Here is a 23,452-nt window from a genome sequence, read left to right on the forward strand (position 1 = left end):
TTTATAAGGAAAACTTTTATTGATATCGATATTTAAAAAAGCGCCATTCTCCTGAAGAGAATAGCGCTATATTTTACATTTGAATTTGCTCTACTTCTTCTATATGTGACTTTTGGGATGCATGGTCAATATATTGAAATAGGAGCTGCAATTGTTTATCAACTTCTGGCATTTCTTTACTGTATTGATAAGCGTGTAAAAAATGTTCAATACGCTTAGAAAATAGTTGATCGTTCGTTTGAACCATAAGAACGAGTAATTTATCCCAATTACAGCTATACGTGTAATAGAGAGCTTTGTCATAGTCGTTATATGTTTGCACTGTGTACCCTCCTTACTGAGGAGTTATATATAGTGTGTGACAAGTAAGGGGAAATACACTTGAAAGAATTTGTTAAGAAAAAAAGTGAATGAAAAGAAAAAACGAGGTGTTTCCTCGTTTTTAAGCTTTTGGCATTGGTGTAGGTGTTGGTTTTCCATATCCTTCTTTATATTTATTGTCAATATAGTTGCGAATTTCCAATGTTGATTTTCCTTTTTGTTTCATGGACGCAGATTCAATTGCGATTTCTAAGCAATTGACACAAGTCGTTGCGTGGGAATCCCAAACAACTTCACCATTCTTTTTAATTTCACGAATAAAGCAGTTTTTATTATTTTTATGTCCTACACTCTCACCACAACCGCAGTAACATGGAATCCAATCTAATAGCTCTGCATTTTGCCCAGCGACAGTGTAGATATCTTTCATTTGTGGATCAAGCTTGTCTAGGAAGGTAGGAAGTGTGTCGACTCCTTTTGTTTTTTCTTGAATGTCAGCTTGCTGAGTATGCGATGCGTGGTCATGCTCTTCTTTTGATTCAGATGATTTCTTTTCATTTGTACTAGTAGCTCCGCAACCAGCAAGAATTAAACTCAGTATTGCAAGTAAAGAAAATACATATTTCTTCATACGCTTGTCCCCTTTACAAATGTATTAATCAAATTGTATCAGAGATTATGGTGTATCGGTTGAAGATTTTTTCGACTGATTTTTGAAACGCCATCGTAGTGAATGAAATAGAAATAGAATTGGGATATAGGCGTATACAATATATAAACCAGCTTGAGATAGCACCGTATTTAATGTATTGATACTCTCACGGTTTGTGAAAAATAAGGAAGCTGTAAAGACCATGAAAATAAAAAATGGTAATGTGAATGTAAAGGGAATATGGAATGAACGCTTCATCGTTTGACATGATGACCAAATGGTTAAACAAAGGTTTGGCAAAATAATTAAAAACCAAACGAAAATAATAATATATTCAAAGCGTTGAATGAAAGGGACTTTAATGATTTTTAACATTGTTAAAGTAGGCCAAATCGTGTGATTTAATTGGCCCTCGCTATAATACATAAAAGATACGATGGCTAAAACTACATAAATTAAGGTACTAAAAGCAATACCTGCATGAGCCCATCTTTTTAAGGATTTTCCTTTTTCAATAAATGGATAGAAGATTAAGATTGTCTCAAAACCAAGAAACTCTAACGCAGAGTGTTTTGCAGATATAAGCATGTCAAAAGGTGAATGTGTAAAAACTGGTAAAATATTGCGGAAATGTGCATATTTCATTGGATAAATTAAAAAGAATACAACGAAAATAGGAAGAACGACTCCCCAAAAACATATTCCCGTCACAGAGCGAAATCCTCCCTTTATAATATAGTAAGTCACTAATAAAAACATAAGGGTTAGTTTCCATAACTTAATGGTAGGGAAAATCCAAACTTGTATTACTTCCATATATGTACGAAGAACAGTAAGGCAAAATAATAAGCAATAAAGAGTAAAAATTACAGAAAATATAGAACCAATCCATTTTCCAAAGCTCGTTGTATGAATGCTAATTAAATCGCCATCTTTTTCTAACATTTTTAGCATGCAAAACAGTACAATATGAGTTGCAATACCTGCTATGATTAGAGATATCCAAGCGTCATAACCAGCATTTTTTAAAATTACCCGTTGATATCCTAGAATTCCTATTCCAATTTGAAGAGAATGTAACAAAACAAATGCAAAATATGGAGAGACAGTCTTTGTTTTATTCATTGTATGCATTGCTTATTTCACCTCACTATTCCCCAATTCCAGATTGTACAATGTTAATATCTAAATTTATATCCACAGCTATATTCGGGTACATATTCCGAATTTGGTTTATATTCCATTTTCTCGTATGGCTTCTAATTTCATCGCGTATTCCTAAAGGATCAATTCTCTTTTGTTGAAATTTTTTTATTAATTCTTCACAATCTTGTTCAACGTTTCGTTCAATTTGTTTTTTTATATAATTGATATTTGTTTTTTTTCTTAAATCAATCCAATTAGGGGAGTTTTTAATTAGTCCATTTAGTTTTAAATGGATTTTTACTTTTGGTATGTCACCAGTTTGATCAATATCATACTTGCTTTCCCCAGCTAAGTTTTGTATGACAATCATACCTTTATGTTTGTTCTTCTTTATCGCTGCTTCGTAACGTCCATTTTTCGTAGGGTTAATAAGTAATTTTGCTAAAACAGAATGTCTTTTATCTGTATACATAACGACTTTATCACCTTTTAAAAAAGCAAGTCCTTTGACAGCCACGGAATGATTATCGTCCATTTTAATATAAGGAACATACGCATCACATACAGAAGAGTAGTAATTATATAAAAAAATGTTTAATGTGGTTTGTGGAATGTTCTCGTTTCGTATATTTTGTTCAAGTAAATCAGCAATGTATAACGAACCATTTTTTTTTCCATAATTTAAAAGCTCTTCAGCCGATCCATCTACAATTGCTAGTTGTACATCACGCCCGATATTTGGGTCACGTTGTAAGTTAGTAATAATTTCCCCCATTCCTTGTTCTCCTAGATCTTTTCCAAATAGAACGACACGCATTTGACCTACAACTACATTGTGGGGGGATTTTGCATTTAATCGTGAAGCGATTGTTTCAAGTGAGCGGGCAGATGTTGATTGAGTTTCTGGTTTCGATTTTACACCATGTGTATACTCTGGAAATAAGATCGTTCCTTGGAATCTTTTGTTTTTTGTGATGTCAAATCCAGCAATATGAATAATACGCTGTGTATCCACTATATACGTTTGTGTACAGCCAGTTTGTAGAACAAAAAGGGTTATAATAAGGAACAATAAGAGTTTTTTCATTCATTATCACCATCACGTTTTTGCTTCGCTTTGTTCGGATTATAGCGCCATTTAGATTTTGGTCTAAGGAAAGAAGGCCTTTGTGCAGTTTGGCTAAACGGTAAACGGAAAAAACCTTCCGCTGTACCTAAACCACGAAATGGGTATAAAGGTAATAAATAAGGTGATCCAAGTGATTTTAATTTAATTAAATGAGCTAAAATAAACACAAACCCGACAATAAGACCTAATCCACCAAATGCACCAGCTAAAAGAATAAGCGGAAATCGTAACAACCGAATAGTAGAAGACATTTTTACAGTCGGCGTTGTGAAAGATGCAAGAGCGGATAAAGCAACTGCAATTAATAAAATCGTACTCGTTAAAGCGGCTTCAACAGATGCTTGCCCAATTACAATCCCGCCAACAATACCAATTGTTTGTCCGACTTTCGTCGGTAAACGTGCTCCCGCTTCACGAAGCAATTCGATTGTAATCTCTAGAAAGAGTGCTTCTAGAATAGGCGGGAAAGGTACGTTCGCTCTCGAGAAAATAATAGGTCCTAGTAAATCAGCAGGAATCATTTGATAATGATATGTTAAAGCCGCTGTATAAATAGCGGAGGAAAAAAGAGAAAATATAGCTCCGAAAAAACGGATAACGCGAAAGAACGATCCAATCATCCACGGTAAATAATAATCTTCTGGTGAAATGAAAAAATCTAGTAACGTTGTCGGTCCTAATAAAGCATATGGAGAGCCATCTGTTAAAATTAAAACTTCCCCGTTAATTAATGCAAATACGGCTCGATCTAATCGTTCTGTAGGTAATAGAACAGGGAATGGTGAATTGCTATTATCACTAATAAATTGCTCAATCATAGTCGAATCAAATGGAACATCAAAGTCAATGTCTTCTAGTCGTTGTATTGCAGTGTTGATAAATTGTTCATTTGTAACCCCTTCAATATAAGCAACTGCTACTTTCGTTTTTGACATAGATCCAACGATAACTTCTTTGAAAATGAGTTGCTCCGTTACAATATTTCGGCGCAATAAGTGTATATTTGTATCAAGGTTTTCAACGAAACCGATTTTAGGTCCAATTACGCTATACTCATTTTCTGTATCGTTATATAATCGTGTTCCTAAAACAGTACTTTCGGCACGAATTAAAGCATATTGATCGGGATTCGAATTGCTTTTTAAGCGTACTAAAATATATCCACCTAATAATTTCTCACGAATATCATCAATAGAGGGAGAGGTAATAATATCTTCAATGGAGACAATATTACATAGGTCAGAGATATTCTGAATATGTTCTGATTCCTTTTTCATAGGAGTTAAAATAAACTGTTTAATAATAAGTGCTTCCACGACAGATTTATAATAAAACAAGCATAACGTTTCATCTTCAAGTACGTTATAAGATACAAAATCGCTAGATTCTTTCATGGTATGTATAAATTCTGGAATAGAACAAAGTGGTTTTGCCGTAGTCTTTTTGGATTTTTCAGATGAGAAACCGAACATTTTTACCCCCCTGACATATATCATTTACTTATGTTAGTTTTTGGGAAAGGCGGGAATTTATACTTGAAAATTGAAAGTTCATAAAGAAAAGGAAGGATATTGGGAATCCCTTCCTTTTTTTGGCGTATTAATTTGTTTTCTTTTCCTTAATAGACTTCACTAATTTAATCATTTCTGCTCGTATATCTTCCTTTTTTACATTTAATTTTTCTGCAATTTGTTTAATATCCATTCCGTCTTTTTTCATTTTTAGTACATCGTCAAGAGGGGTATTACTTTTTTGAGAGATGATTGTTAATACCGTGAGCTGACGTAATCCGATATTATAATCTTTCATTTTTTGTTTTAGTCCGTCTGGTGTAGATTTTTGCATATTTGCTAATTCTTGCAGCAGTGCTTTTTTCGTCTCTTTATTCATATGATGCTTTTTTACTTTACTTGGATCTACACCGAAATGCTGGGCTGTTTTCTCCCAAGATTTATTTTGCTTATAGTAAGCTAAAACGTCTTTTATTTCTTTTTTACCGATTCTTGCAATATGAGCAGCTTTCCAAATTTCATGTTTGTTATAGCCGAGTTTTTCGAGCGACTGCATTTCTTCTTCTGAAATAGGCTTATGATGGTGCAATGTTATTTCTTTTGGCGTGGCAGCGAAAGTAGGGAAGACGGTTGCCCCGAATAATAATGTTGCCATAGTCATACTTACTGCGATTTTTTTGTACATATAAACTCCTCCTAGATGGATAATGTGGAAAACTGTACACATATCATTTCCATAAAATGTGAAATACTTGTGAACAAGTTAAGTTTTTTTATTCACAGTATAAAATGACGTTTTTGGAAGTTTTCCAACATAAAACATTGATTAATAGTAAAAAACTAAGGTATAATCGAAATTGAAAATCAATATCAATAACAAATGTATACATATAGATGAAAATAAGGGAGAGAAAAATATGACTACATATACTTCCATCGCAAATGTGATTAAAGAAAGACGCTCTGTACGTACATTTACAGATAAAGCTGTAGATAAAGAGTTATTAATTGAACTATTAAACGACGCAACATGGGCACCGAATCATAAACACCGTGAACCATGGAATTGTAAATTATACATTGGAGAAGGCCGCAAAAAATTAGTAGATGCAGTATTAAACTCTTTCACAGAAGAAGAAAGAGCGAAACGCGGCAAAATTTTATCAGATCGTTTCTTAAGCACGCCGGCACAAATTGTTGTTTATATTAATGAAGATCCACGTCAAATTCAACGCGACGAAGATTACGCTGCAACATGTGCATTTATGCAAAACTTCCAACTGCTTGCTTGGGAACGCGGATTAGGTTGCGTTTGGAAATCAGGCGGATTAAACTACAATCCATTATTTATAGAAGGACTTGGTTTAACAAGAGGTCAACGCATCGTTGGAATTCTTCACCTTGGCTATTTCGATAAAGCACCAGAAGGAAAAGCTCGTACACCGATTACTGAGAAGATGGAGATTATTGAAGGTTAATAGATGAGACATTCTCGTTTTTATGAGGATGTCTTTTTATTATGCAATCAATCCTCATGAAAGCTTGTTCCTCATCATACACTTTCTTAAGGGAAAGTGTAAGGAGGGAAAATAATGAGAGCAAGTGAAGATAAAGCGCTGCAATATGCGATTGCGGAAATTACGGAAATTGCGACTGGATTTGGGCTTGATTTTTATCCGATGCGTTATGAAGTATGTCCAGCGGAAATTATTTATACATTTGGTGCATATGGGATGCCGACGAGGTTTTCGCATTGGAGTTTTGGAAAGCAATTTTTCAGAATGAAATTACAATACGATTTAGGACTTAGTAAAATTTATGAACTCGTTATTAACTCTAATCCATGTTACGCCTTTTTATTAGATACGAATTCTTTAATTCAAAATAAATTAATCGTGGCGCACGTTTTAGCGCACTGTGATTTCTTCAAAAATAATATTCGTTTCTCTAATACGAAACGCGATATGGTGGAGAGTATGGCAGCGACAGCAGATCGTGTGAAGGCGTATGAACATAAGTATGGAAGAGAAGAGGTAGAAACGTTCTTGGATGCAGTACTTGCCATTCAAGAACATATTGATCCATCGCTTATGCGTCCGAAACTTGCTTGGAGTATTGGAGATTTAGAAGAGGATGTAGAAAAGAAAAAGATATCACAGTACGATGATTTATGGAATTTAGATGATCGAAACAAAAAGAGGGAACGACCTAATATGCATAAAAAGAAGAAAATCCCACCGCAGCCAGAAAAAGATTTACTCCTCTTTATTGAAGAATATAGCCGTGAGCTAGAAGAGTGGCAGCGCGACATATTAACGATGATGCGCGAGGAAATGTTATATTTCTGGCCACAGCTTGAAACGAAGATTATGAATGAAGGCTGGGCTTCCTTCTGGCATCAACGCATACTTCGTGAAATGGACTTAACATCTTCTGAAGCGATTGAATTCGCAAAGCTTAATGCAGGTGTAGTTCAACCATCAAAAACAAGCATTAACCCATACTACCTCGGTATTAAAATGTTCGAAGATATTGAAGAACGCTACAATAACCCGACAGAAGAAATGAAGCGACGCGGTGTAAAACCAGGATCTGGTCGAGACAAAATTTTTGAAGTACGTGAAATTGAGTGGGACGTATCGTTCTTAAGAAACTACTTAAATAAAGACCTCGTAATGAGAGAAGATATGTACTTATTCCAGCGCCAAGGAAAAGAATATAAAGTGATTGATAAAGAATGGGAGCATGTGCGTGATCAACTTGTAAATATGCGTACTAATGGAGGTTTCCCGTACTTAGTAGTAGAAGATGGAGACTACTTAAAGAATGGGGAATTGTACATTAAACATAGCTATGAAGGAATTGAACTAGATTTAAAATACTTAGAAAAAGTATTACCGTATCTTCATCAGCTATGGGGAAGAACGGTGCATATGGAGTCCATTGTGGAGAGTAAGGGCGTTGTGTTTTCTTATGATGGGAAGATGGTGCATCGGAAGTATGTGTGATGAAAAGACCGGACATAGAATGCTATGTCCGGTCTTTTTTTATTTGGAACAAGGTTAAATATGCTATTCTTGAAAAAGGGAGTTACATAGAGAAATGGAGTGATTCAAATGAGCAAAATAGGGGTATGCAAGGTGGATATTACGCCGCCTGTCGGTATTGATTTTGTCGGATACCATAGAGAGACAGGAATAAATAATATTGAAGAGCGTATTTACGGGACGGTCTTTGTATTTGAAAAAAATGAAATGAAAACGGTGTTTATAAGTGTTGATAATATTGGGATGTTAGTAGAAGATACGAATGTTATTCGTGAGCGAGTAGCTAGTAGGCTTCATGTGCCATTTGAGCGAATAACAGTTGTTTATACACATACACACTCTGGTCCAGAAACAGTCGGTGAGCAACCTTTAGTAAAGTCGTATAAAACGATTTTAGTAAATAATGTAGTGCAAGGTGCGGTTACTGCGGATAACAACTTGAAGCTCTGTGAAGTTGGCTGGGGTGTTACGACAGGTGATATTGGGGTCAACCGAAGAGAGAGAACATCTGATGGAAGAGCAAAGATGGGAACAAATATAGAGGGTGTTGTAGATAAACGAATTGGTATGTTAGCCATAAGAAATGCTGAAACGAAGGAGCTATCTGGGATTGTAGTATTTTGTACGGCTCATCCGAATGTTTTAAAAGGTGATAGTGATGTGTTATCAGCGGATTATCCTGGACTGACGAGAGAGGTTCTTGAGAAGATAGTAAACTGTCCTGTTATTATTGTGCAAGGGGCTGCTGGTAATGTAAATGCGAAGTATCGCGGTTCAAGAGAAGCATTAAAGAAAATGGCTTACACACTTAGTGGACATGTATTAACGATGTTGCCAACAGTTACATACAGCCCAATTGTAAATTTAAGAACGATTTCGAGTACGATGCAAATGAAGTTGAAAGATATTCCTGAAATGAATGAGATACGAAGCATGGCTCGATCGGCCGAGAAGCAGTGGGGGATGAATACGGATGAATGGCTTACTATCGTTTTAGAGAAATATAAGCAAGGTATTCGGCAGTTACGTATTGATTTAGAAGTTCAACTGTTTCAAGTTAATGATGGTATGTTCTCTGGTATACCGATGGAACCTTTTTCAGAAACTGCGTTAGAAATGAAAGAGAGTCTTCAAAATGAACTAGCTTTCTTTGGTGGATATACGAACGGATATATTTGTTATTTACCTACAAAGGAAGAGTTTGTATATGGTGGATATGAAGTGGAATTAAGTCCTGTCGTATATGGGCCAGCTACAAATTTGTTGATGCCACCGGAGGAGAATACGGCGAGTTTGATTGTGCAGAGAGTTATGAAATCATATAATGTTTAAAATATAGACTTTCATGTATTTAATATAAAATTTAAAAGAAACAATAATTATTAATAAAACTGTAAAAAACAAATCCATTTTGAAAAAGAATAATCAAAATGGATTCTTTTTTTATATGGAGTTTTTGTTTACCAAACAGGGCGTATATTTGATGATAATTTTCCTGTATTTTTTTTAGTAACGAATGTTGTTAAATCTTCTTTAAGCATTTGCATTCGTTCTGCACCTATGTTTTCAATCCATCGCTGTTCTATTTCAGCTATTATTTCTTCTTTTGCTTTCATTACTGACAAACCACGTTCAGTTAAAACAATGATCTTACCTCTTTTATCAGTAGGATGCGTTTTACGTGTAACGTAACCACTACTCTCAAGAGAATCTACCATTTTACTTACAGCTTGTTTGGAAATCCCTAAATACTCAGCTAGTTCTATACCAGTTGCTCCATTAGGAAGAATGCGTTTGAACATAAAACCATGTGCTGGCCTAATATCTTCAAATCCTAATTCACTTAATTTTTCATGTAGTTCAGTAATTAATGTACTGAAAGATAATGATAAAAGTGAAGTAAGGTCTAGTTCGTTAAATGTTGAATGATCCATGTATATAACCTCCGTAATTATAGTCAATCAAGTTGACTACATGTGAAACCTATTGTACTATACGGAATATACATGGTTAATATCGTTAAAATTAGAGGGAGTGTATTTGCACCATATGCATCGCTGGAACCTATTAAGGATTCTGCAACAGGAAGAGTGTTTGAATATGCTGGAGATGCACGTGAGTTTACACCATACGCTGTGAACACAAAGCGTTCAAGATTAGAACAAGAAGTGAATATTGATTTTTATAAAAAAGAAATTTTCACATATGCAGATGCTTGTATCGTCACTGTGAAGATTACAAATCCAGATGGCTCAATTGAGTATCAAAAAGGAGAAACAAGTACAGAAAGCATTGTATGTACAAATATTGTATGGAGTGAAGATGAAGTTTCATTTGAAATGAGAGCAAGTGCAAGTAATCCGTTAAACACGACAGCACCTGCAGCTGACTATTTTTTGACTATACGAGTTAATGAATGTGGTACTGTGCATGTTGAAGGTGTACATGATGGTTTCCCTTGCTATGAATTTTATAAACAAATAGACTTTGGTTCATTTGAATTAATATACACACATGATTTCAGAGAAACGGATGATACCCCAGCAGCACTAGCTGGAGAAATGGAATATAGTTTTAAAACGACAATCTAATAAATATAGCGCTATTTTTCAGAAGGAAGTAGCAAACGTTAAAAGAGAAATCTATTGATTATGGGACCGAAATTGTGATCTGTTTTACTCAATGATATGCAGTATTTAAAATAAAATTATAGAGGTGTTTCTTATGACTAATATCGTTAAAATTAGAGCCAGTGTATTTATTCCAATGTCTTGGACTGAAGCTAAGAAGGATATGGAAACGGGAAAAGTAATCCAATTCGAAGGTGATTCCCGTGAATTTACACCGTATGCGGTAAACGCTATGCGCTCTAGAGTTGAGCAAGAGATAGTAGTGGATTTTTATAAAGAAGAAGTGTTTTCATATGCGGACACGGGTATTACGACAGAGAAGGTTACAAACCCAGATGGTTCGGTGAATAAAAGAACAGGAAAAGCGAGTACTGAAAATATTGTGTGTACGGATATTGAATGGAATTCTGATGGTGTGCAATTCAAAATGAGAGCAAGTGCAAGTAATCCGTTAAATGTGTATGCTCCTCCTGTGGACTATTTATTAACTGTATGTGTGAAAAAGGATGGTAGTATCGATATTCAAGGAGAACATGATGGTTTCCCTTGCTATGAATTTTATAAGCAAGTAGATTTCGGTTCATTTGAACAAATTTATACACATGATTTTAGAGAAACTGGTGATACACCTGAAGCGTTAGGTGGAGAAATGGATTATCGTTTTACAAAGATTTTATAGGAAGTATGACAAATTACTTCATTCGTAAATGAATTCAGCCGTCAAAAATAAGTATTACTCCATACTACGCCGCCTTTAGGCATGGATTTAATCATACAGAAAGGAACCTGGAGATAGCTAGGTTCTTTTTTGTTTCGAATTTGTGAACAAAAGATATATATATTGAAAATGATTTTTGTATATTTTATTATATACCCATACGGGTATAAGTTTTCTGTTTTTGATACATTGAGTAAATAAATCATATGGAGGTTTAAAATATGTCTAGAAAAATTGTAGTAGTAGGTGGAGTTGCCGGCGGGGCATCAGTAGCTGCAAGGCTTCGTCGTTTAAGTGAAGAAGATGAAATTATTATGGTGGAGCGTGGTGAATATATTTCATTTGCGAATTGTGGATTACCATACTACATTGGCGGTGTTATTACAGAAAGACAAAAGTTATTAGTACAAACTGTTGAAAGGATGTCAAAGCGTTTTAATTTAGATATACGTGTATTGAGTGAAGTGGTAAAGATTAATAAAGAAGAGAAAACAATTACGATAAAGAATGTAACTACAAATGAAACATATAACGAGGGATATGATATTTTAATTCTTTCACCAGGAGCAAAACCAATCGTTCCATCTATTCCAGGTATTGAAGAAGCGAAGGCGATGTTTACGTTACGAAATGTACCTGATACAGATCGCATTAAAGCGTATATTGATGAGAAGAAACCACGTCATGCGACGGTTATTGGTGGCGGATTTATTGGAGTTGAAATGGTTGAAAACTTAAGAGAACGAGGAATTGATGTTACTCTTGTAGAGATGGCAAATCAAGTAATGCCACCAATTGATTATGAAATGGCAGCATATGTGCATGAGCATATGAAAAAGCACAATGTTGAGCTTGTTTTAGAAGATGGTGTAGATACATTAGAAGAGAACGGGACTGTTGTACGTTTAAAAAGGGGTTCAATCATAAAGACAGATATGATTATTTTAGCAATTGGTGTGCAACCAGAGAGCAGTTTAGCGAAGGATGCAGGGTTAGCACTAGGAGTTAGAGGAACGATAAAGGTAGATGAGAGTTTTCAAACGTCGGACCCGCACATATATGCAATTGGTGATGCGATTGAAGTAAAGGATTTTGTTACAGAAACAGAAACGATGATTCCGTTAGCGTGGCCAGCTAATCGTCAAGGTCGCATGTTAGCAGATATTATTCATGGTCATACGGATTCTTTATATAAAGGTACGCTGGGAACTTCTGTAGCTAAAGTTTTTGATTTAACAGTTGCTGCGACGGGAGTAAATGAGAAAATATTAAAACGATTAAATATACCCTATGAGGTAGTACATGTACAGGCGAATTCGCATGCGGGATATTATCCGAATGCGACGCCAGTGTTAATAAAATTAATTTTTAATAAAGAAAGCGGAAAAATTTATGGGGCGCAGGCGTTAGGGCGTGACGGTGTAGATAAGCGTATTGATGTTATTGCAACGGCAATGAAGGCAAACTTAACCGTAATTGATTTGCCAGATTTAGAATTATCATATGCCCCGCCTTATTCTTCTGCAAAAGACCCAGTAAACATGGTGGGGTATGCGGCAAGTAATATAGTAGATGGTTTTGTGGACACAGTACAATGGCATGAGGTAGATCGTATTGTTGAAAATGGTGGATATCTTATTGATGTTCGAGAGCCTAATGAACTCAAACAAGGAATGATTAAAGGTTCTATTAATATCCCCTTAGATGAGTTACGTGATCGTTTGGATGAAGTACCGGTAGATAAAGAAATATATATTACTTGTCAACTTGGTATGAGAGGTTATGTCGCAGCGCGCATGTTAATGGAAAAAGGATATAAGGTAAAGAATGTAGATGGTGGCTTTAAATTGTATGGGACAGTATTACCAGAACGTGTTGCGTATTAATATTTTTTCATCTTCCACTTCAAAATTTAGTGGAAGATGAAAGCTTATGTATTAAGGTTTCACGTTTTGTTTTGTGAACATATAAGATAAACATTAAAAATAGGGGTTTGCAAAATACCCTATAGGGTATAATATATTGTCATAGGTTATAAATAGTGACATAATGGTAATGAGGTGATTATAGAATGGAATATAATCAAGATATGAAAAATAGATTGAAACGTATTGAAGGTCAGGTTCGTGGTGTGCTTCGTATGATGGAAGAAGGAAAAGATTGCCGAGAGGTTATTACACAGTTAACGGCATCTCGTTCTGCACTTGATCGTACAATTGGACTTGTTGTGGGAACGAATTTAGAGCAATGTTTGCGTGAGCAGTTTGAAAGCGGTAATGGTTCAAATGAAGAGTTAATTAAAGAAGCTGTTCAATTACTTGTAAAAAGCCGATAATCTGTCAAACATAAGTGTTGACAGATTTTCAAAAACATTTTAATATACCCCTACAGGTATATGTGTATAAATTATGGAGGAATCGACTATGAGTATAAAAGTGGATATGAGTTTAGATTGTAAAGGTTTGGCCTGTCCGATGCCGATTGTGAAGACGAAGAAGGCGATGGAAGGTTTGACATCAGGGCAAGTGATTGAAGTTCATGCAACAGATAAAGGGTCTACTGTAGATATACAAAGTTGGGCGAGTAAAGTAGGTCATCAGTACATCGGGACGAAACACGAAGGTGATCTATTGATGCATTACGTTAGAAAAGCACACGAGCAGGAAGTGAATGAAGTAGTGAAATATCCTCAAACAATTACGAATTCGGAATTGGAAGAGATATTATTAAGTGGTGAAGAGTGTATTGTATTAGATGTTCGTGAAGCGGCGGAATTCGCTTTTGGTCATATTCCATCGGCTGTTTCCGTGCCGTTAGGAGAATTAGACAGTGCAGCGTTAGATCAGAAGAAGCAAATTTATGTTGTTTGCCGAACTGGTAACCGTAGTGATGTAGCTTGCCACATGTTGAAAGAGAAAGGTTATGCAAATGTGAAAAATGTCATTCCAGGCATGTTAGAGTGGCAAGGCAATGTGGAAAAATAAAATTTTTTAAATAAAAATATACCTATGGGGGTAATAAGATGAACGTTAAACCGTTACAAGCAAAAGATGTTGCAGAGAAAGTTTTATTCGGAAAGTTATTTATTTTAGATGTTCGTAATGAGGCGGATTATGAAGATTGGAAAATTGAAGGAAAAAAAGTTACTTCAATGAATGTGCCGTACTTTGATTTATTAGAGGGTGTAGATCATATTGTAAGTGAACTACCTAAAGATAAAGATGTTTTAGTAGTATGCGCAAAAGAAGGGTCTTCTATATTTGTGGCAGAGCAATTAACAGAGGCTGGATTAGAAAATGTTTATTATTTATCTGGTGGTATGAAGGCTTGGAGTGAATATATAAAGCCTATAAAAGTTGGAGATTTAAAAGATGGCGGAAGTATGTATCAGTTTAACCGTCTTGGAAAAGGTTGCTTATCTTATATGGTCGTTTCAAACGGTGAAGCAGCAGTTATTGATGCAGTAAGAACAGTTGAAGCGTACGAAGAGTTTGCGAAAGAGCATGGTGTTACGATTACGAATGTAATGGATACACATTTACATGCAGACCATATTTCTGGCGGACGTAAGTTAGCGGAAAAAGTAGGTGGTACGTATTGGCTGCCGCCAAAAGATGCGGAGGAAGTTGTGTTCTCATATAAACCACTTGTTGAAGGATCTGTTATTACGGTGGGGGGGACTAAAATTGAAATTGACGCATTATACTCACCGGGGCATACGATTGGAAGTACGTCATTTATTGTAGATGATTCCTATTTATTATCAGGCGATATTTTATTTGTAGATTCAATTGGGCGTCCAGACCTTGCTGGGAAAGCTGAAGATTGGGTAAGTGATTTACGTACTACTTTGTATAGCCGATATAAAGAACTATCTCAAAACTTAGTTGTGTTACCGGCTCATTATTCAAAAATAAGTGAAATGGACGAGAGTGGCATTGTTAGTGCTAAATTAAAAGATTTATTTGCGTATAATGCAGGATTAAATATTGAGGATGAGGGAGAGTTTCGTAAAGTTGTAACAGAGAATTTACCACCTCAACCGAATGCATATCAAGAAATTCGTCAAACAAATATGGGGCGATTAAATCCAAGTCAAGACGAAGAGCGTGAAATGGAGATTGGTCCAAACCGTTGTGCTGTTCATAATTAATTCGGTTTCAAATGAAATAAAAATAGGAGGTATATAAGATGAAGGTGAAAGTGAAAGAAGTATTAGATGTAAAAGGATTAGCATGTCCAATGCCAATTGTGAAAACAAAGAAGGCGATGGAAGCATTACAATCGGGTTAGAAGTACACTTAACAGATAAAGGTGCGATTAAAGATATTCCAGCATGGTCACAAAAAGGCGGGAAGTACACTTAACAGATAAAGGTGCGATTAAAGATATTCCAGCATGGTCACAAAAAGGCGGTCATGAAGTGTTAAAGCATACAGAAGAAGACGGCGAATTAAAGTTCTGGATTAAGAAAGCTTAATTATAAAAATAGGAGGCATATAAGATGAAAGTGAAAGAAGTATTAGATGTAAAAGGATTAGCATGTCCAATGCCAATTGTAAAAACAAAGAAGGCAATGGAAGCATTACAATCGGGTTAGAAGTACACTTAACAGATAAAGGTGCGATTAAAGATATTCCAGCATGGTCACAAAAAGGCGGTCATGAAGTGTTAAAACACACGGAAGAATCTGGTGAATTAACCAATGCCAATTGTAAAAACAAAGAAGGCAATGGAAGCATTACAATCGGGGGAAGTGTTAGAAGTACACTTAACAGATAAAGGTGCGATTAAAGATATTCCAGCATGGTCACAAAAAGGCGGTCATGAAGTGTTAAAACACACGGAAGAATCTGGTGAATTAAAATTCTGGATCAAGAAAGCATAGCAGTTCAATAACAAGTGGAAGATTACATCCTCTGCTTATTATTGAAAGTAAAGAGGATAATCATATATGTTTTATATAGTTATATCTCTACTAGTATGGATGCCAGGAATTTTAGTAAAACGTTACATTCCGGTTTTAAACGTTGCATATATTTCGTTAGAACAAGTAAGGAAAATGGAAAGTGTTGTTGTAGATGTACGCAACTATACAGAGAGTCACAGTGATAACACTTCTAGAATTATGTGTATACCGTATGCGTATTTAAAACGGTATTATCATGAAATACCAAATAAGCCTTTGCATCTTATTGTTCATAATAAAGTGGATCGGAATTTAAGTGTTCGTTTTTTAAGAAAGAAAGGGTTCCATATTCAAAGCTATAGTATATATTTGGACGGGAAAAAAGCACAAAAGGAGTTTAAATAGTTTTATGGATGTAAAGACAATATTAAATGTAATCTTAATTGTACTTGTATCGTGGTTTATTATTTCTCGCTTCTTACCAGTTAGAGGAGTAAAAAATATTTCAGGAAAAGATTTAAAACGGATGATGGGGCAAAAGAATAAACAATTTATCGATGTACGTACAGTAGGTGAGTATAGAGGGAATCATATGAAAGGGTTTCAGAATATCCCATTAAATGAGTTAGCTAGTAAAGCAAATCAATTAGATAAAAATAAGGAAGTAATCGTTATTTGTCAGAGCGGGATGAGAAGTAAGCAAGCAGCAAAGGTATTAAAGAAATTAGGATTTCAGCACGTTATCAATGTTTCAGGCGGTATGAATGGTTTGTGAGGAGGAAATTTAAAATGAAAGAAATGACAGTAAAAGAATTAGAAGAAAAATTGTTACGTAAAGAAGCAGTCAATATCGTAGACGTACGTGAAGTAGAAGAAGTTGCCGAGGGGAAAATTCCAGAAGCGTGTAATATTCCACTAGGGCTATTAGAGTTTCGTATGCATGAGTTGGATAAAAAGAAAGAGTATATTATCGTTTGTCGTTCTGGCGGAAGAAGTGCACGAGCAGTTCAGTTTTTAGAGAGCTACGGTTTTCAAGCAATTAATATGGTAGGTGGTATGTTAGCATGGGAAGGTAAAGTCGTATAGTACAGAGATACATGATTTGAGCCTTTTTATAAATGATAAAATACCCCTATAGGTAATCGGAGGGAGAAAAACATGGAACAACAGAAGAAAACAACAATCGTTTTATTTAGCGGAGATTATGATAAAGCAATGGCTGCTTATATTATTGCAAATGGTGCAGCGGCGTATGATCAAGAGGTAACTATTTTTCATACTTTTTGGGGATTAAATGCTTTAAGGAAAGATGAGCATGTGAAGGTGAAGAAAACTTTCATCGAAAAAGTATTTGGAAAGATGATGCCACGCGGTGCGGATAAGATGGGATTATCAAAAATGAATTTTGCAGGTATGGGACCAAAGATGATTAAAGGTATTATGAAAAAACATAATGCGATGCCTTTACCAGATTTAATCGATTTGGCGAAAGAACAGGGGATTAAACTTGTCGCTTGTCAAATGACAGTAGATTTATTAGGGTTAAAAGAGGAAGAGATTATGGAAGGGGTAGAGTTTGCAGGAGTAGGAGCTTATTTAGCAGATGCTTCGGATGGGAATGTAAACTTATTCATTTAATTCACCTTCTTTTTAGAAGGGAGGGGATGTAAGATGAGCTTAGTCGTATTACTTTTTATAATTGGGTTTATAGGATCGTTTATATCAGGAATGGTTGGAATTGGCGGTGCGATTATTAATTATCCGATGATCTTATACATTCCGGTATTGCTGGGGTTTACTGGCTATACGTCACATGAAGTAAGTGGTATTACAGCGGTTCAAGTATTCTTTGCAACTTTTGCAGGGGCATGGGCCTATCGGAAAAGTAATGATATGGATAAAACGCTAGTTGTATATATGGGAGCTAGTATATTAATAGGAAGTTTCATAGGGAGTTTTGGTGCTAACGTATTAGAGGAACATACGGTCAATGTTGTTTATGCAGCGTTAGCAACAATAGCTGCTATTATGATGTTCGTACCGAAACGAAATAATGGTGGTGAAGTGACATATAATAAATGGTTAGCAAGTTTGTTAGCATTTATTGTAGGCGGAGCATCAGGCATTATAGGTGCTGGAGGTTCTTTCTTATTAGTTCCCATTATGCTGGTCATTTTAAAATTGCCGATACGTACAACAATAGCAACATCTATCGCAATTACGTTTATTTCCTCAGTAGGAATTACGACTGGAAAAGTAATAACTGGGCAAGTAGTTGTAATTCCAGCTCTTATTATCGCGATTGCAAGTATCTTTGCTGCGCCGCTTGGAGCGCGAGTCGGGAAAAAGATCAATCAAAAAGCATTGCAATATATGTTATCGATTTTGATTGTAGGTACAGCTATTAAGATGTGGATTGATATGATATTGAAATAAAAGGATGGTGCTGCTTGCAGCTCATCCTTTTATTTATGCCGCTATTTGAAGGTAGTAAACGCCCGATTGGTGCAGGCTGATTTATGCCCAAATAACTTTCATTAAGTTTTTATATTCGTCATTTGCTAATTTATATAGCATTCTCGTATGTTCAAAGACAAGTGCTGGATTAAAGTTTGGTTCTGAGAATGCAAGCGATGCTGAAATATCAATTGCATTTTGCTTGTTTAATGTGAATTTTGCAAATCGATAAGATGTGTTTAATTCATTGATAACATGCAAAATATCATTTGTTGATGTTGCATCAGGTACGTGAGCAACATTGAAGCAGTATATATCCACAGTAGGATGTTCGTTTTGGAAAGCAGCGATAAGTTGAATTTTTGCGCCAGCTTCTGTTTCTAAGCCTACTGAAAAATGAACAGAACCATCATTTTCATCTATATTTTCTTCCATGTATATATCGTTGGATTTTAAGTAGTCTTTAAAATCTGAGATGTTATGTTTTACTGCAGCTTTCATATGTATGAGCCCCCTGATAATTGGAATAGATTGCTACTATTTATTATAATTTAAAAATATTAAAAAAGATAGTTAGAAAGTTCTGATTTTTGATTTAGAAAAAATAAAAAGAAGCAGTACTCTACCTCCATAGAGAACTGCTTCTTTTTTATTCATTGTCGTTAGACGATGTTTCTGTATCTTCACTGCTATTTTTATTCTTATTTTTCACTTCATTGTTACTTGATTCGCGTTCACTTGAATTTTCAGACTTAGATTCTTTTGTTTTCTCTGTGCTTGTTTTCTTCGAATCAGAGTCTGTTTTTGTATATGCAGGTAATCCAAGGTGAGCGCGAAGCCCGTTTGTTACATTTGCTAATTCTTTTTTATCTGGATTGTAGTAATATGTTCGGCCGCCGCCAGCAGATTTGCTACATGTATCGTCACCTTTTTCCATATAGCAGTCTTCACCTTGAATTTGTAATTTCTCAATTTCCGAATCCGATCCGTACTTATAGAATGAAAGCATATCATCGAATGTTAAGTTCGTAACGAATTGGCCGTTAATATCATCAATGATGTTACCAACTTTTGTTACAGATCCAACGCTTGTTAGTTTCTTTAAAATAGCTTCAATAACGAGCTGTTGGCGTTGTCCACGCATTGCATCACTATCGATGTGGCGCGTTCTAGCAAGGGCAAGAGCTTCTTCACTATTTAGCTTTTGAACACCTTTCTTCAGGTGAATCGCATCAGCAGTATCATTACTATCTTGTTCAGTAAATTCAACTGGTACATCGACTTCAATACCACCTAAATCGTCGACAATTTTCATAAATGACTTGAAGTTAAACTTTACAAAGTAATCAACGGGAACATTCATTAATTTTTCAACTGCATCAATGCTTGCTTGGGGTCCACCATCTTTTCCGTTTTTAGTAGAACCGTATGCATGAGCGTGTGTAATTTTATCTTTTTTCTTTTCCACTGGGATATAAGTATATGTATCTCGTGGAATACTTAATAGTTTTACAGTTTTGCTATCTTTATTAAACGTTGCAAGTAGTAGTGCATCCGTTCTTATAGCTTCTCCATATTCTTTCCCGCGGACATCGCTTTCATCAACACCCATGATTAAGACGGAGACGTTATTTGTGATAGGTTTTACAGCTTTATCACGTAAATCAGATTTATCACCGCGCGCTAAATCGTGTGCGGCATTTCGAACAGCAGAAGATGCTTTATTTACTAAAAACCAAGTATAACCGCCACCTATTATTAAAAAGAATAGAATAACGCTTATAATAATTTTTGTTTTTTTCCTACTTTTTTTCGGTTTACTGCGTGTATTTTCTTGCAAAGATGGGTTTTGCTCCATTTCCTGTACTCCTTCATTTGGATTGAAATACGACACTCACATCCACTTATTATAATGAAATTTGACGAAAAAAGACATTACAAATCATTTACATTTCGTAAAAATTCAATATATTTATAAAAAGTCAGATTTTCTATATTTTATTTTTCAGATGTAGAATAAGTATAAGTTGTTTTAGTGGAAATGAAAACATGTATTGTGAGAAAGTGATAGAGAAGTAAGATTTGTTGAAATATAGCCAAGAAGAAATGAGTAGGTTTACTGGTTTCTTCTATATAATAAAGAAGAATTTTACGGATAAAGGAGCGGGCATAGTGAATCATACATCATTCCGAGCAATCGTTGTGAACGAAACAGAAAGTAAGCAGTTTGTAAGAAACATTGTAGAGAGAGAAGTAAGTAGTTTACCTGAGGGGGACGTATTAATACAGGTTCACTATTCTTCATTAAATTATAAAGATGCGCTTTCAGCCACGGGTAATAAAGGTGTTACGAGAACATATCCTCATACGCCAGGAATTGATGCAGCAGGAGAAGTTGTGAGTAGTGAAGGGGAAACCATTAAGGTAGGAGATCAAGTCATTGTAACGGGATATGATTTAGGTATGAATACTTCTGGTGGTTTCGGAGAATATATTCGCGTGCCAGCATCTTGGATCACCCCTTTACCAGAGGGAATGTCATTAAAGGAAAGTATGATGTACGGGACAGCAGGTTTTACAGCTGCTTTATCAGTATATAAGCTTATTGGAGCAGGCATAACGCCTAGTATGGGAGATGTTTTAGTAACGGGTGCCACAGGCGGCGTAGGGAGTGTAGCTGTTAGTATTTTAAGTAAGCTAGGATTTAACGTAGTAGGAGCGACAGGGAAAATGGAAGAGGAAGAGATGCTACTACGTCTAGGAGCGAAACAAGTGATTCATCGTACGGAGTTGAATGATGAATCAGGAAGACCAATGTTAAAAGGGATATACGCCGGGGTTATCGATACTGTAGGTGGACATATGCTAGAAACCGCTTTAAAAACGGTAAAGTATGGTGGTTGTGTAACGACATGCGGTAATGTGGCAGGGCAGGAGTTACAAACAACGGTATATCCGTTTATTTTGCGAGGTATAAGTCTTTTAGGAATAGATTCTGTGCAATGCCCAGTGGATGTGAGAAGAAATGTGTGGACGCTCTTAGCAAGTGAATGGGAAAATAATGAGTTACTATCTTATACAGAAGAATGTACATTGGAAGAGTTAGATGAAAAGTTTACACTTATATTGCAAGGAAAGTTAAAAGGAAGAACGGTTGTAAATATGAAATAAAAAAGAGACGCTAACTTAAGCGTCTCTTTTTTATTATAATGATTGTTTTAAATTGATTTTACCTTGTTCACCTAAAACACCATCAGCGATATTTACAGCGTGATCACCGATACGCTCTAAGTTACTTACCATATCAACGTAGATGATACTTGCATCACCTGAACAGCTACGTTCATTCAGACGTAATACGTGACGTTTACGAAGAACACGTTCCATTTGGTCAATTTTACGTTCTTTTGCAATAACCGTTTGAGCTAGTTCAGTGTCGAAGTTAGTTAAAGCATTGATTGCATCTTGTAATGTTGAAATTGTTAACTCAAGCATTTCATTTAATTCAGCTAGTGCTTCGTCTGATAGTGAAACACGATGTGAAATTTGGAAATCTACAAGTTCTACAAGGTTTTCTACATGATCACCGACACGTTCAATATCTCCAACGACACCTGCTAGCACCGAATGCTTTTCAGAGTCTGTAGGTGAAAGTGGTTTTTCTGATAGTAAAACTAAATACTCGATAATTTTTTTATCTAAATTGTTAATAGCTCCTTCTAATTGAGTAGCCATATCAGCGTGTTTTTTGTCTTGTGTATTTAAAAATTGATTCGCTTCTTTTAATCCGTGTAATGAAAACTCAGCCATACGGATGATTTCTTTTTGAGCTTCTGTTAAAGCAATAGCTGGAGATTGCTCAATAAAGATTGGGTTTAAATGTTGCGGTTTGAAGTTAATAGATGAATCTTCACCACGAATGATTTTTGTTACGATCCATGCTAATACTGCAATGAATGGGAACTGAATAATTGTATTCGTTACGTTAAATGTTCCGTGTGCAAATGCAATTGTCATTTCTGGATTTAAATTTAATGACGTTTGGAAATATTGAATTAAACTTGTAAATGGTATTAATATAATCGTAAAGATAAGGGTACCGATAATATTAAAGATAACGTGAACTAATGCTGCACGTCTTGCAGCAATTGAAGTACCGATTGCTGCTAATACTGCTGTAATTGTCGTACCGATATTATCACCGAATAATACAGGAAGAGCAGCTTGTAAATCAATAGCACCTTGACCGAATAGTTCTTGTAAAATACCGATTGTTGCGCTTGAGCTTTGTACAATTAAAGTGAACACTGTACCGACAATAATTCCTAAAATTGGATTGTCACTCATGCTAACCATTAACTCTTGGAATGCCTCTAAAGAACGAAGAGGTTTCATACCTGCGCTCATTAATTCTAAACCGAAGAATAACATACCAAAACCAAATACAACTTGACCTACAGAATGTACTTTTTTATTTTTAAAGAAGAATAGCAAAATTGCTCCAACTGCCATAACTGGGAGAGCGTATTCTCCGATTTTAATTCCGATAATAAATGCAGTAACTGTCGTACCGATGTTCGCACCCATAATAACACCGATTGCTTGTCTTAATGTCATAAATCCGGCACTTACAAGTCCGACTGTTAAAGCGGTTGTTCCTGAACTTGATTGGATTAATACAGTAACTAACATACCTGCTAGCACACCCATAAGTGGGTTTGTTGTAAAGCGATCTAAAATATCGCGAAGACGATCTCCAGCTGCTTGTTGCAGTCCATCGCCCATGTATTTAATACCGAATAAGAAAATACCTAATCCACCAATGAACTGGAAGATCATATCTTGAATATTGTATTCCACGCATTCCACTCCTTAAATTTCATGTACGATGTAATTATTAACTAAACCTTGAGGCACTGTAAACGGTTTATC

Annotated in this window: 26 protein-coding genes and 2 pseudogenes; 18 read left to right on the top strand and 10 right to left on the bottom strand. The window is 35.5% G+C overall.

The genetic code is table 11. From position 1 onward, the window contains the following. Positions 1-73: 73 nt before the first annotated feature. From DM800_RS22165 to DM800_RS22190, 6 genes are all read right to left on the bottom strand, one after another. A complete protein-coding gene (locus tag DM800_RS22165; RefSeq protein WP_001195461.1) occupies positions 74-322 on the bottom strand; it encodes a YhdB family protein in 249 nt (82 codons plus the stop codon). 120 nt (positions 323-442) lie between these two features. Next, entirely contained in the window at positions 443-952 is a 510-nt protein-coding gene (locus tag DM800_RS22170) for a PCYCGC motif-containing (lipo)protein (protein WP_147787588.1), read from the bottom strand. Positions 953-997: 45 nt separating this feature from the next. Next, positions 998-2,107, bottom strand: coding sequence for a GerAB/ArcD/ProY family transporter (locus tag DM800_RS22175; RefSeq protein ID WP_147787589.1), 1,110 nt, complete (start codon positions 2,105-2,107; stop codon positions 998-1,000). Between the two features lie 16 nt (positions 2,108-2,123). After that, a complete protein-coding gene (locus DM800_RS22180; RefSeq protein ID WP_147787590.1) occupies positions 2,124-3,206 on the bottom strand; it encodes a Ger(x)C family spore germination protein in 1,083 nt (360 codons plus the stop codon). After that, a complete protein-coding gene (locus tag DM800_RS22185) occupies positions 3,203-4,720 on the bottom strand; it encodes a spore germination protein (RefSeq protein ID WP_088062016.1) in 1,518 nt (505 codons plus the stop codon). Before DM800_RS22185 ends, DM800_RS22180 begins: the two co-directional genes overlap by 4 nt. 127 nt (positions 4,721-4,847) lie before the next feature. Further along, positions 4,848-5,444, bottom strand: coding sequence for a hypothetical protein (locus tag DM800_RS22190; RefSeq protein ID WP_147787591.1), 597 nt, complete (start codon positions 5,442-5,444; stop codon positions 4,848-4,850). Positions 5,445-5,676: 232 nt separating this feature from the next. Between DM800_RS22190 and DM800_RS22195 the strand changes: the two genes are divergently transcribed. The 3 genes from DM800_RS22195 to DM800_RS22205 all read left to right on the top strand — a co-directional run bounded on the left by DM800_RS22195 (position 5,677) and on the right by DM800_RS22205 (position 9,138). Next, positions 5,677-6,237, top strand: coding sequence for a nitroreductase family protein (locus tag DM800_RS22195; RefSeq protein WP_000214808.1), 561 nt, complete (start codon positions 5,677-5,679; stop codon positions 6,235-6,237). Between the two features lie 114 nt (positions 6,238-6,351). Next, positions 6,352-7,767, top strand: a complete 1,416-nt coding sequence (gene spoVR, locus DM800_RS22200; protein ID WP_001202728.1) for a stage V sporulation protein SpoVR — start codon at positions 6,352-6,354, stop codon at positions 7,765-7,767. Positions 7,768-7,875: 108 nt separating this feature from the next. Then, the gene (locus DM800_RS22205; protein WP_147787592.1) at positions 7,876-9,138 is read left to right on the top strand and encodes a neutral/alkaline non-lysosomal ceramidase N-terminal domain-containing protein; all 1,263 of its coding nucleotides are present in this window, start codon (positions 7,876-7,878) and stop codon (positions 9,136-9,138) included. A gap of 128 nt (positions 9,139-9,266) precedes the next feature. Here the strand turns inward: DM800_RS22205 and DM800_RS22210 are convergent, their stop codons facing one another. Then, complete coding sequence (locus DM800_RS22210; protein WP_060487586.1) at positions 9,267-9,740, bottom strand: MarR family winged helix-turn-helix transcriptional regulator; 474 nt, start codon at positions 9,738-9,740, stop codon at positions 9,267-9,269. Between the two features lie 72 nt (positions 9,741-9,812). Here DM800_RS22210 and DM800_RS22215 point away from each other — a divergent pair, with 72 nt between their 5' ends. From DM800_RS22215 to DM800_RS22280, 14 genes and pseudogenes are all read left to right on the top strand, one after another. Then, positions 9,813-10,397, top strand: a complete 585-nt coding sequence (locus DM800_RS22215; RefSeq protein ID WP_088062022.1) for a DUF3238 domain-containing protein — start codon at positions 9,813-9,815, stop codon at positions 10,395-10,397. 133 nt (positions 10,398-10,530) lie between these two features. Next, on the top strand, positions 10,531-11,115 hold the full coding sequence (locus tag DM800_RS22220) for a DUF3238 domain-containing protein (RefSeq protein ID WP_147787593.1): 585 nt from the start codon (positions 10,531-10,533) through the stop codon (positions 11,113-11,115). A 260-nt stretch (positions 11,116-11,375) separates the two neighbouring features. Further along, entirely contained in the window at positions 11,376-13,040 is a 1,665-nt protein-coding gene (gene cdr / locus DM800_RS22225; RefSeq protein WP_147787594.1) for a CoA-disulfide reductase, read from the top strand. Between the two features lie 185 nt (positions 13,041-13,225). Further along, a complete protein-coding gene (locus tag DM800_RS22230) occupies positions 13,226-13,489 on the top strand; it encodes a metal-sensitive transcriptional regulator (RefSeq protein WP_000456206.1) in 264 nt (87 codons plus the stop codon). Between the two features lie 88 nt (positions 13,490-13,577). Continuing rightward, complete coding sequence (locus tag DM800_RS22235) at positions 13,578-14,138, top strand: sulfurtransferase TusA family protein (RefSeq protein WP_147787595.1); 561 nt, start codon at positions 13,578-13,580, stop codon at positions 14,136-14,138. A gap of 38 nt (positions 14,139-14,176) precedes the next feature. Next, complete coding sequence (locus DM800_RS22240; protein ID WP_147787596.1) at positions 14,177-15,307, top strand: MBL fold metallo-hydrolase; 1,131 nt, start codon at positions 14,177-14,179, stop codon at positions 15,305-15,307. A gap of 44 nt (positions 15,308-15,351) precedes the next feature. After that, positions 15,352-15,634: pseudogene (locus DM800_RS22245) on the top strand (sulfurtransferase TusA family protein). A gap of 24 nt (positions 15,635-15,658) precedes the next feature. Then, positions 15,659-15,855 (top strand): annotated as a pseudogene (locus tag DM800_RS22250) (sulfurtransferase TusA family protein); the annotation flags it as partial. A 4-nt stretch (positions 15,856-15,859) separates the two neighbouring features. Then, positions 15,860-16,042: a sulfurtransferase TusA family protein gene (locus DM800_RS22255; RefSeq protein ID WP_147787597.1), complete on the top strand. Its 183-nt coding sequence runs from the start codon at positions 15,860-15,862 to the stop codon at positions 16,040-16,042. Positions 16,043-16,108: 66 nt separating this feature from the next. Beyond that, positions 16,109-16,468 carry a sulfurtransferase gene (locus DM800_RS22260; protein ID WP_147787598.1) on the top strand — a complete coding sequence of 120 codons (360 nt, stop codon included), beginning with the start codon at positions 16,109-16,111 and terminating at the stop codon, positions 16,466-16,468. A 4-nt stretch (positions 16,469-16,472) separates the two neighbouring features. Continuing rightward, entirely contained in the window at positions 16,473-16,838 is a 366-nt protein-coding gene (locus tag DM800_RS22265) for a rhodanese-like domain-containing protein (protein WP_000382694.1), read from the top strand. 14 nt (positions 16,839-16,852) lie between these two features. Further along, positions 16,853-17,149, top strand: a complete 297-nt coding sequence (locus tag DM800_RS22270) for a rhodanese-like domain-containing protein (RefSeq protein ID WP_000661816.1) — start codon at positions 16,853-16,855, stop codon at positions 17,147-17,149. Between the two features lie 72 nt (positions 17,150-17,221). Continuing rightward, complete coding sequence (locus tag DM800_RS22275) at positions 17,222-17,701, top strand: DsrE/DsrF/DrsH-like family protein (protein ID WP_000437728.1); 480 nt, start codon at positions 17,222-17,224, stop codon at positions 17,699-17,701. A 33-nt stretch (positions 17,702-17,734) separates the two neighbouring features. Beyond that, positions 17,735-18,499: a sulfite exporter TauE/SafE family protein gene (locus tag DM800_RS22280; protein WP_147787599.1), complete on the top strand. Its 765-nt coding sequence runs from the start codon at positions 17,735-17,737 to the stop codon at positions 18,497-18,499. 81 nt (positions 18,500-18,580) lie between these two features. Here DM800_RS22280 and DM800_RS22285 read toward each other — a convergent pair whose 3' ends face one another. After that, positions 18,581-19,021 carry a hypothetical protein gene (locus DM800_RS22285; protein ID WP_000642361.1) on the bottom strand — a complete coding sequence of 147 codons (441 nt, stop codon included), beginning with the start codon at positions 19,019-19,021 and terminating at the stop codon, positions 18,581-18,583. A 148-nt stretch (positions 19,022-19,169) separates the two neighbouring features. Next, complete coding sequence (locus DM800_RS22290) at positions 19,170-20,378, bottom strand: LCP family protein (protein ID WP_087985803.1); 1,209 nt, start codon at positions 20,376-20,378, stop codon at positions 19,170-19,172. A 314-nt stretch (positions 20,379-20,692) separates the two neighbouring features. Between DM800_RS22290 and DM800_RS22295 the strand changes: the two genes are divergently transcribed. Next, a complete protein-coding gene (locus DM800_RS22295) occupies positions 20,693-21,691 on the top strand; it encodes a YhdH/YhfP family quinone oxidoreductase (protein WP_088608429.1) in 999 nt (332 codons plus the stop codon). 33 nt (positions 21,692-21,724) lie between these two features. On the opposite strand, the gene DM800_RS22300 is transcribed toward DM800_RS22295, so the two are convergent. Beyond that, the gene (locus DM800_RS22300) at positions 21,725-23,380 is read right to left on the bottom strand and encodes a Na/Pi cotransporter family protein (protein WP_048545730.1); all 1,656 of its coding nucleotides are present in this window, start codon (positions 23,378-23,380) and stop codon (positions 21,725-21,727) included. Between the last annotated feature and the right edge of the window lie 72 nt (positions 23,381-23,452).

It is taken from the genome of Bacillus sp. AY18-3, from assembly GCF_008042305.1.
GTDB lineage: Bacteria > Bacillota > Bacilli > Bacillales > Bacillaceae_G > Bacillus_A > Bacillus_A wiedmannii.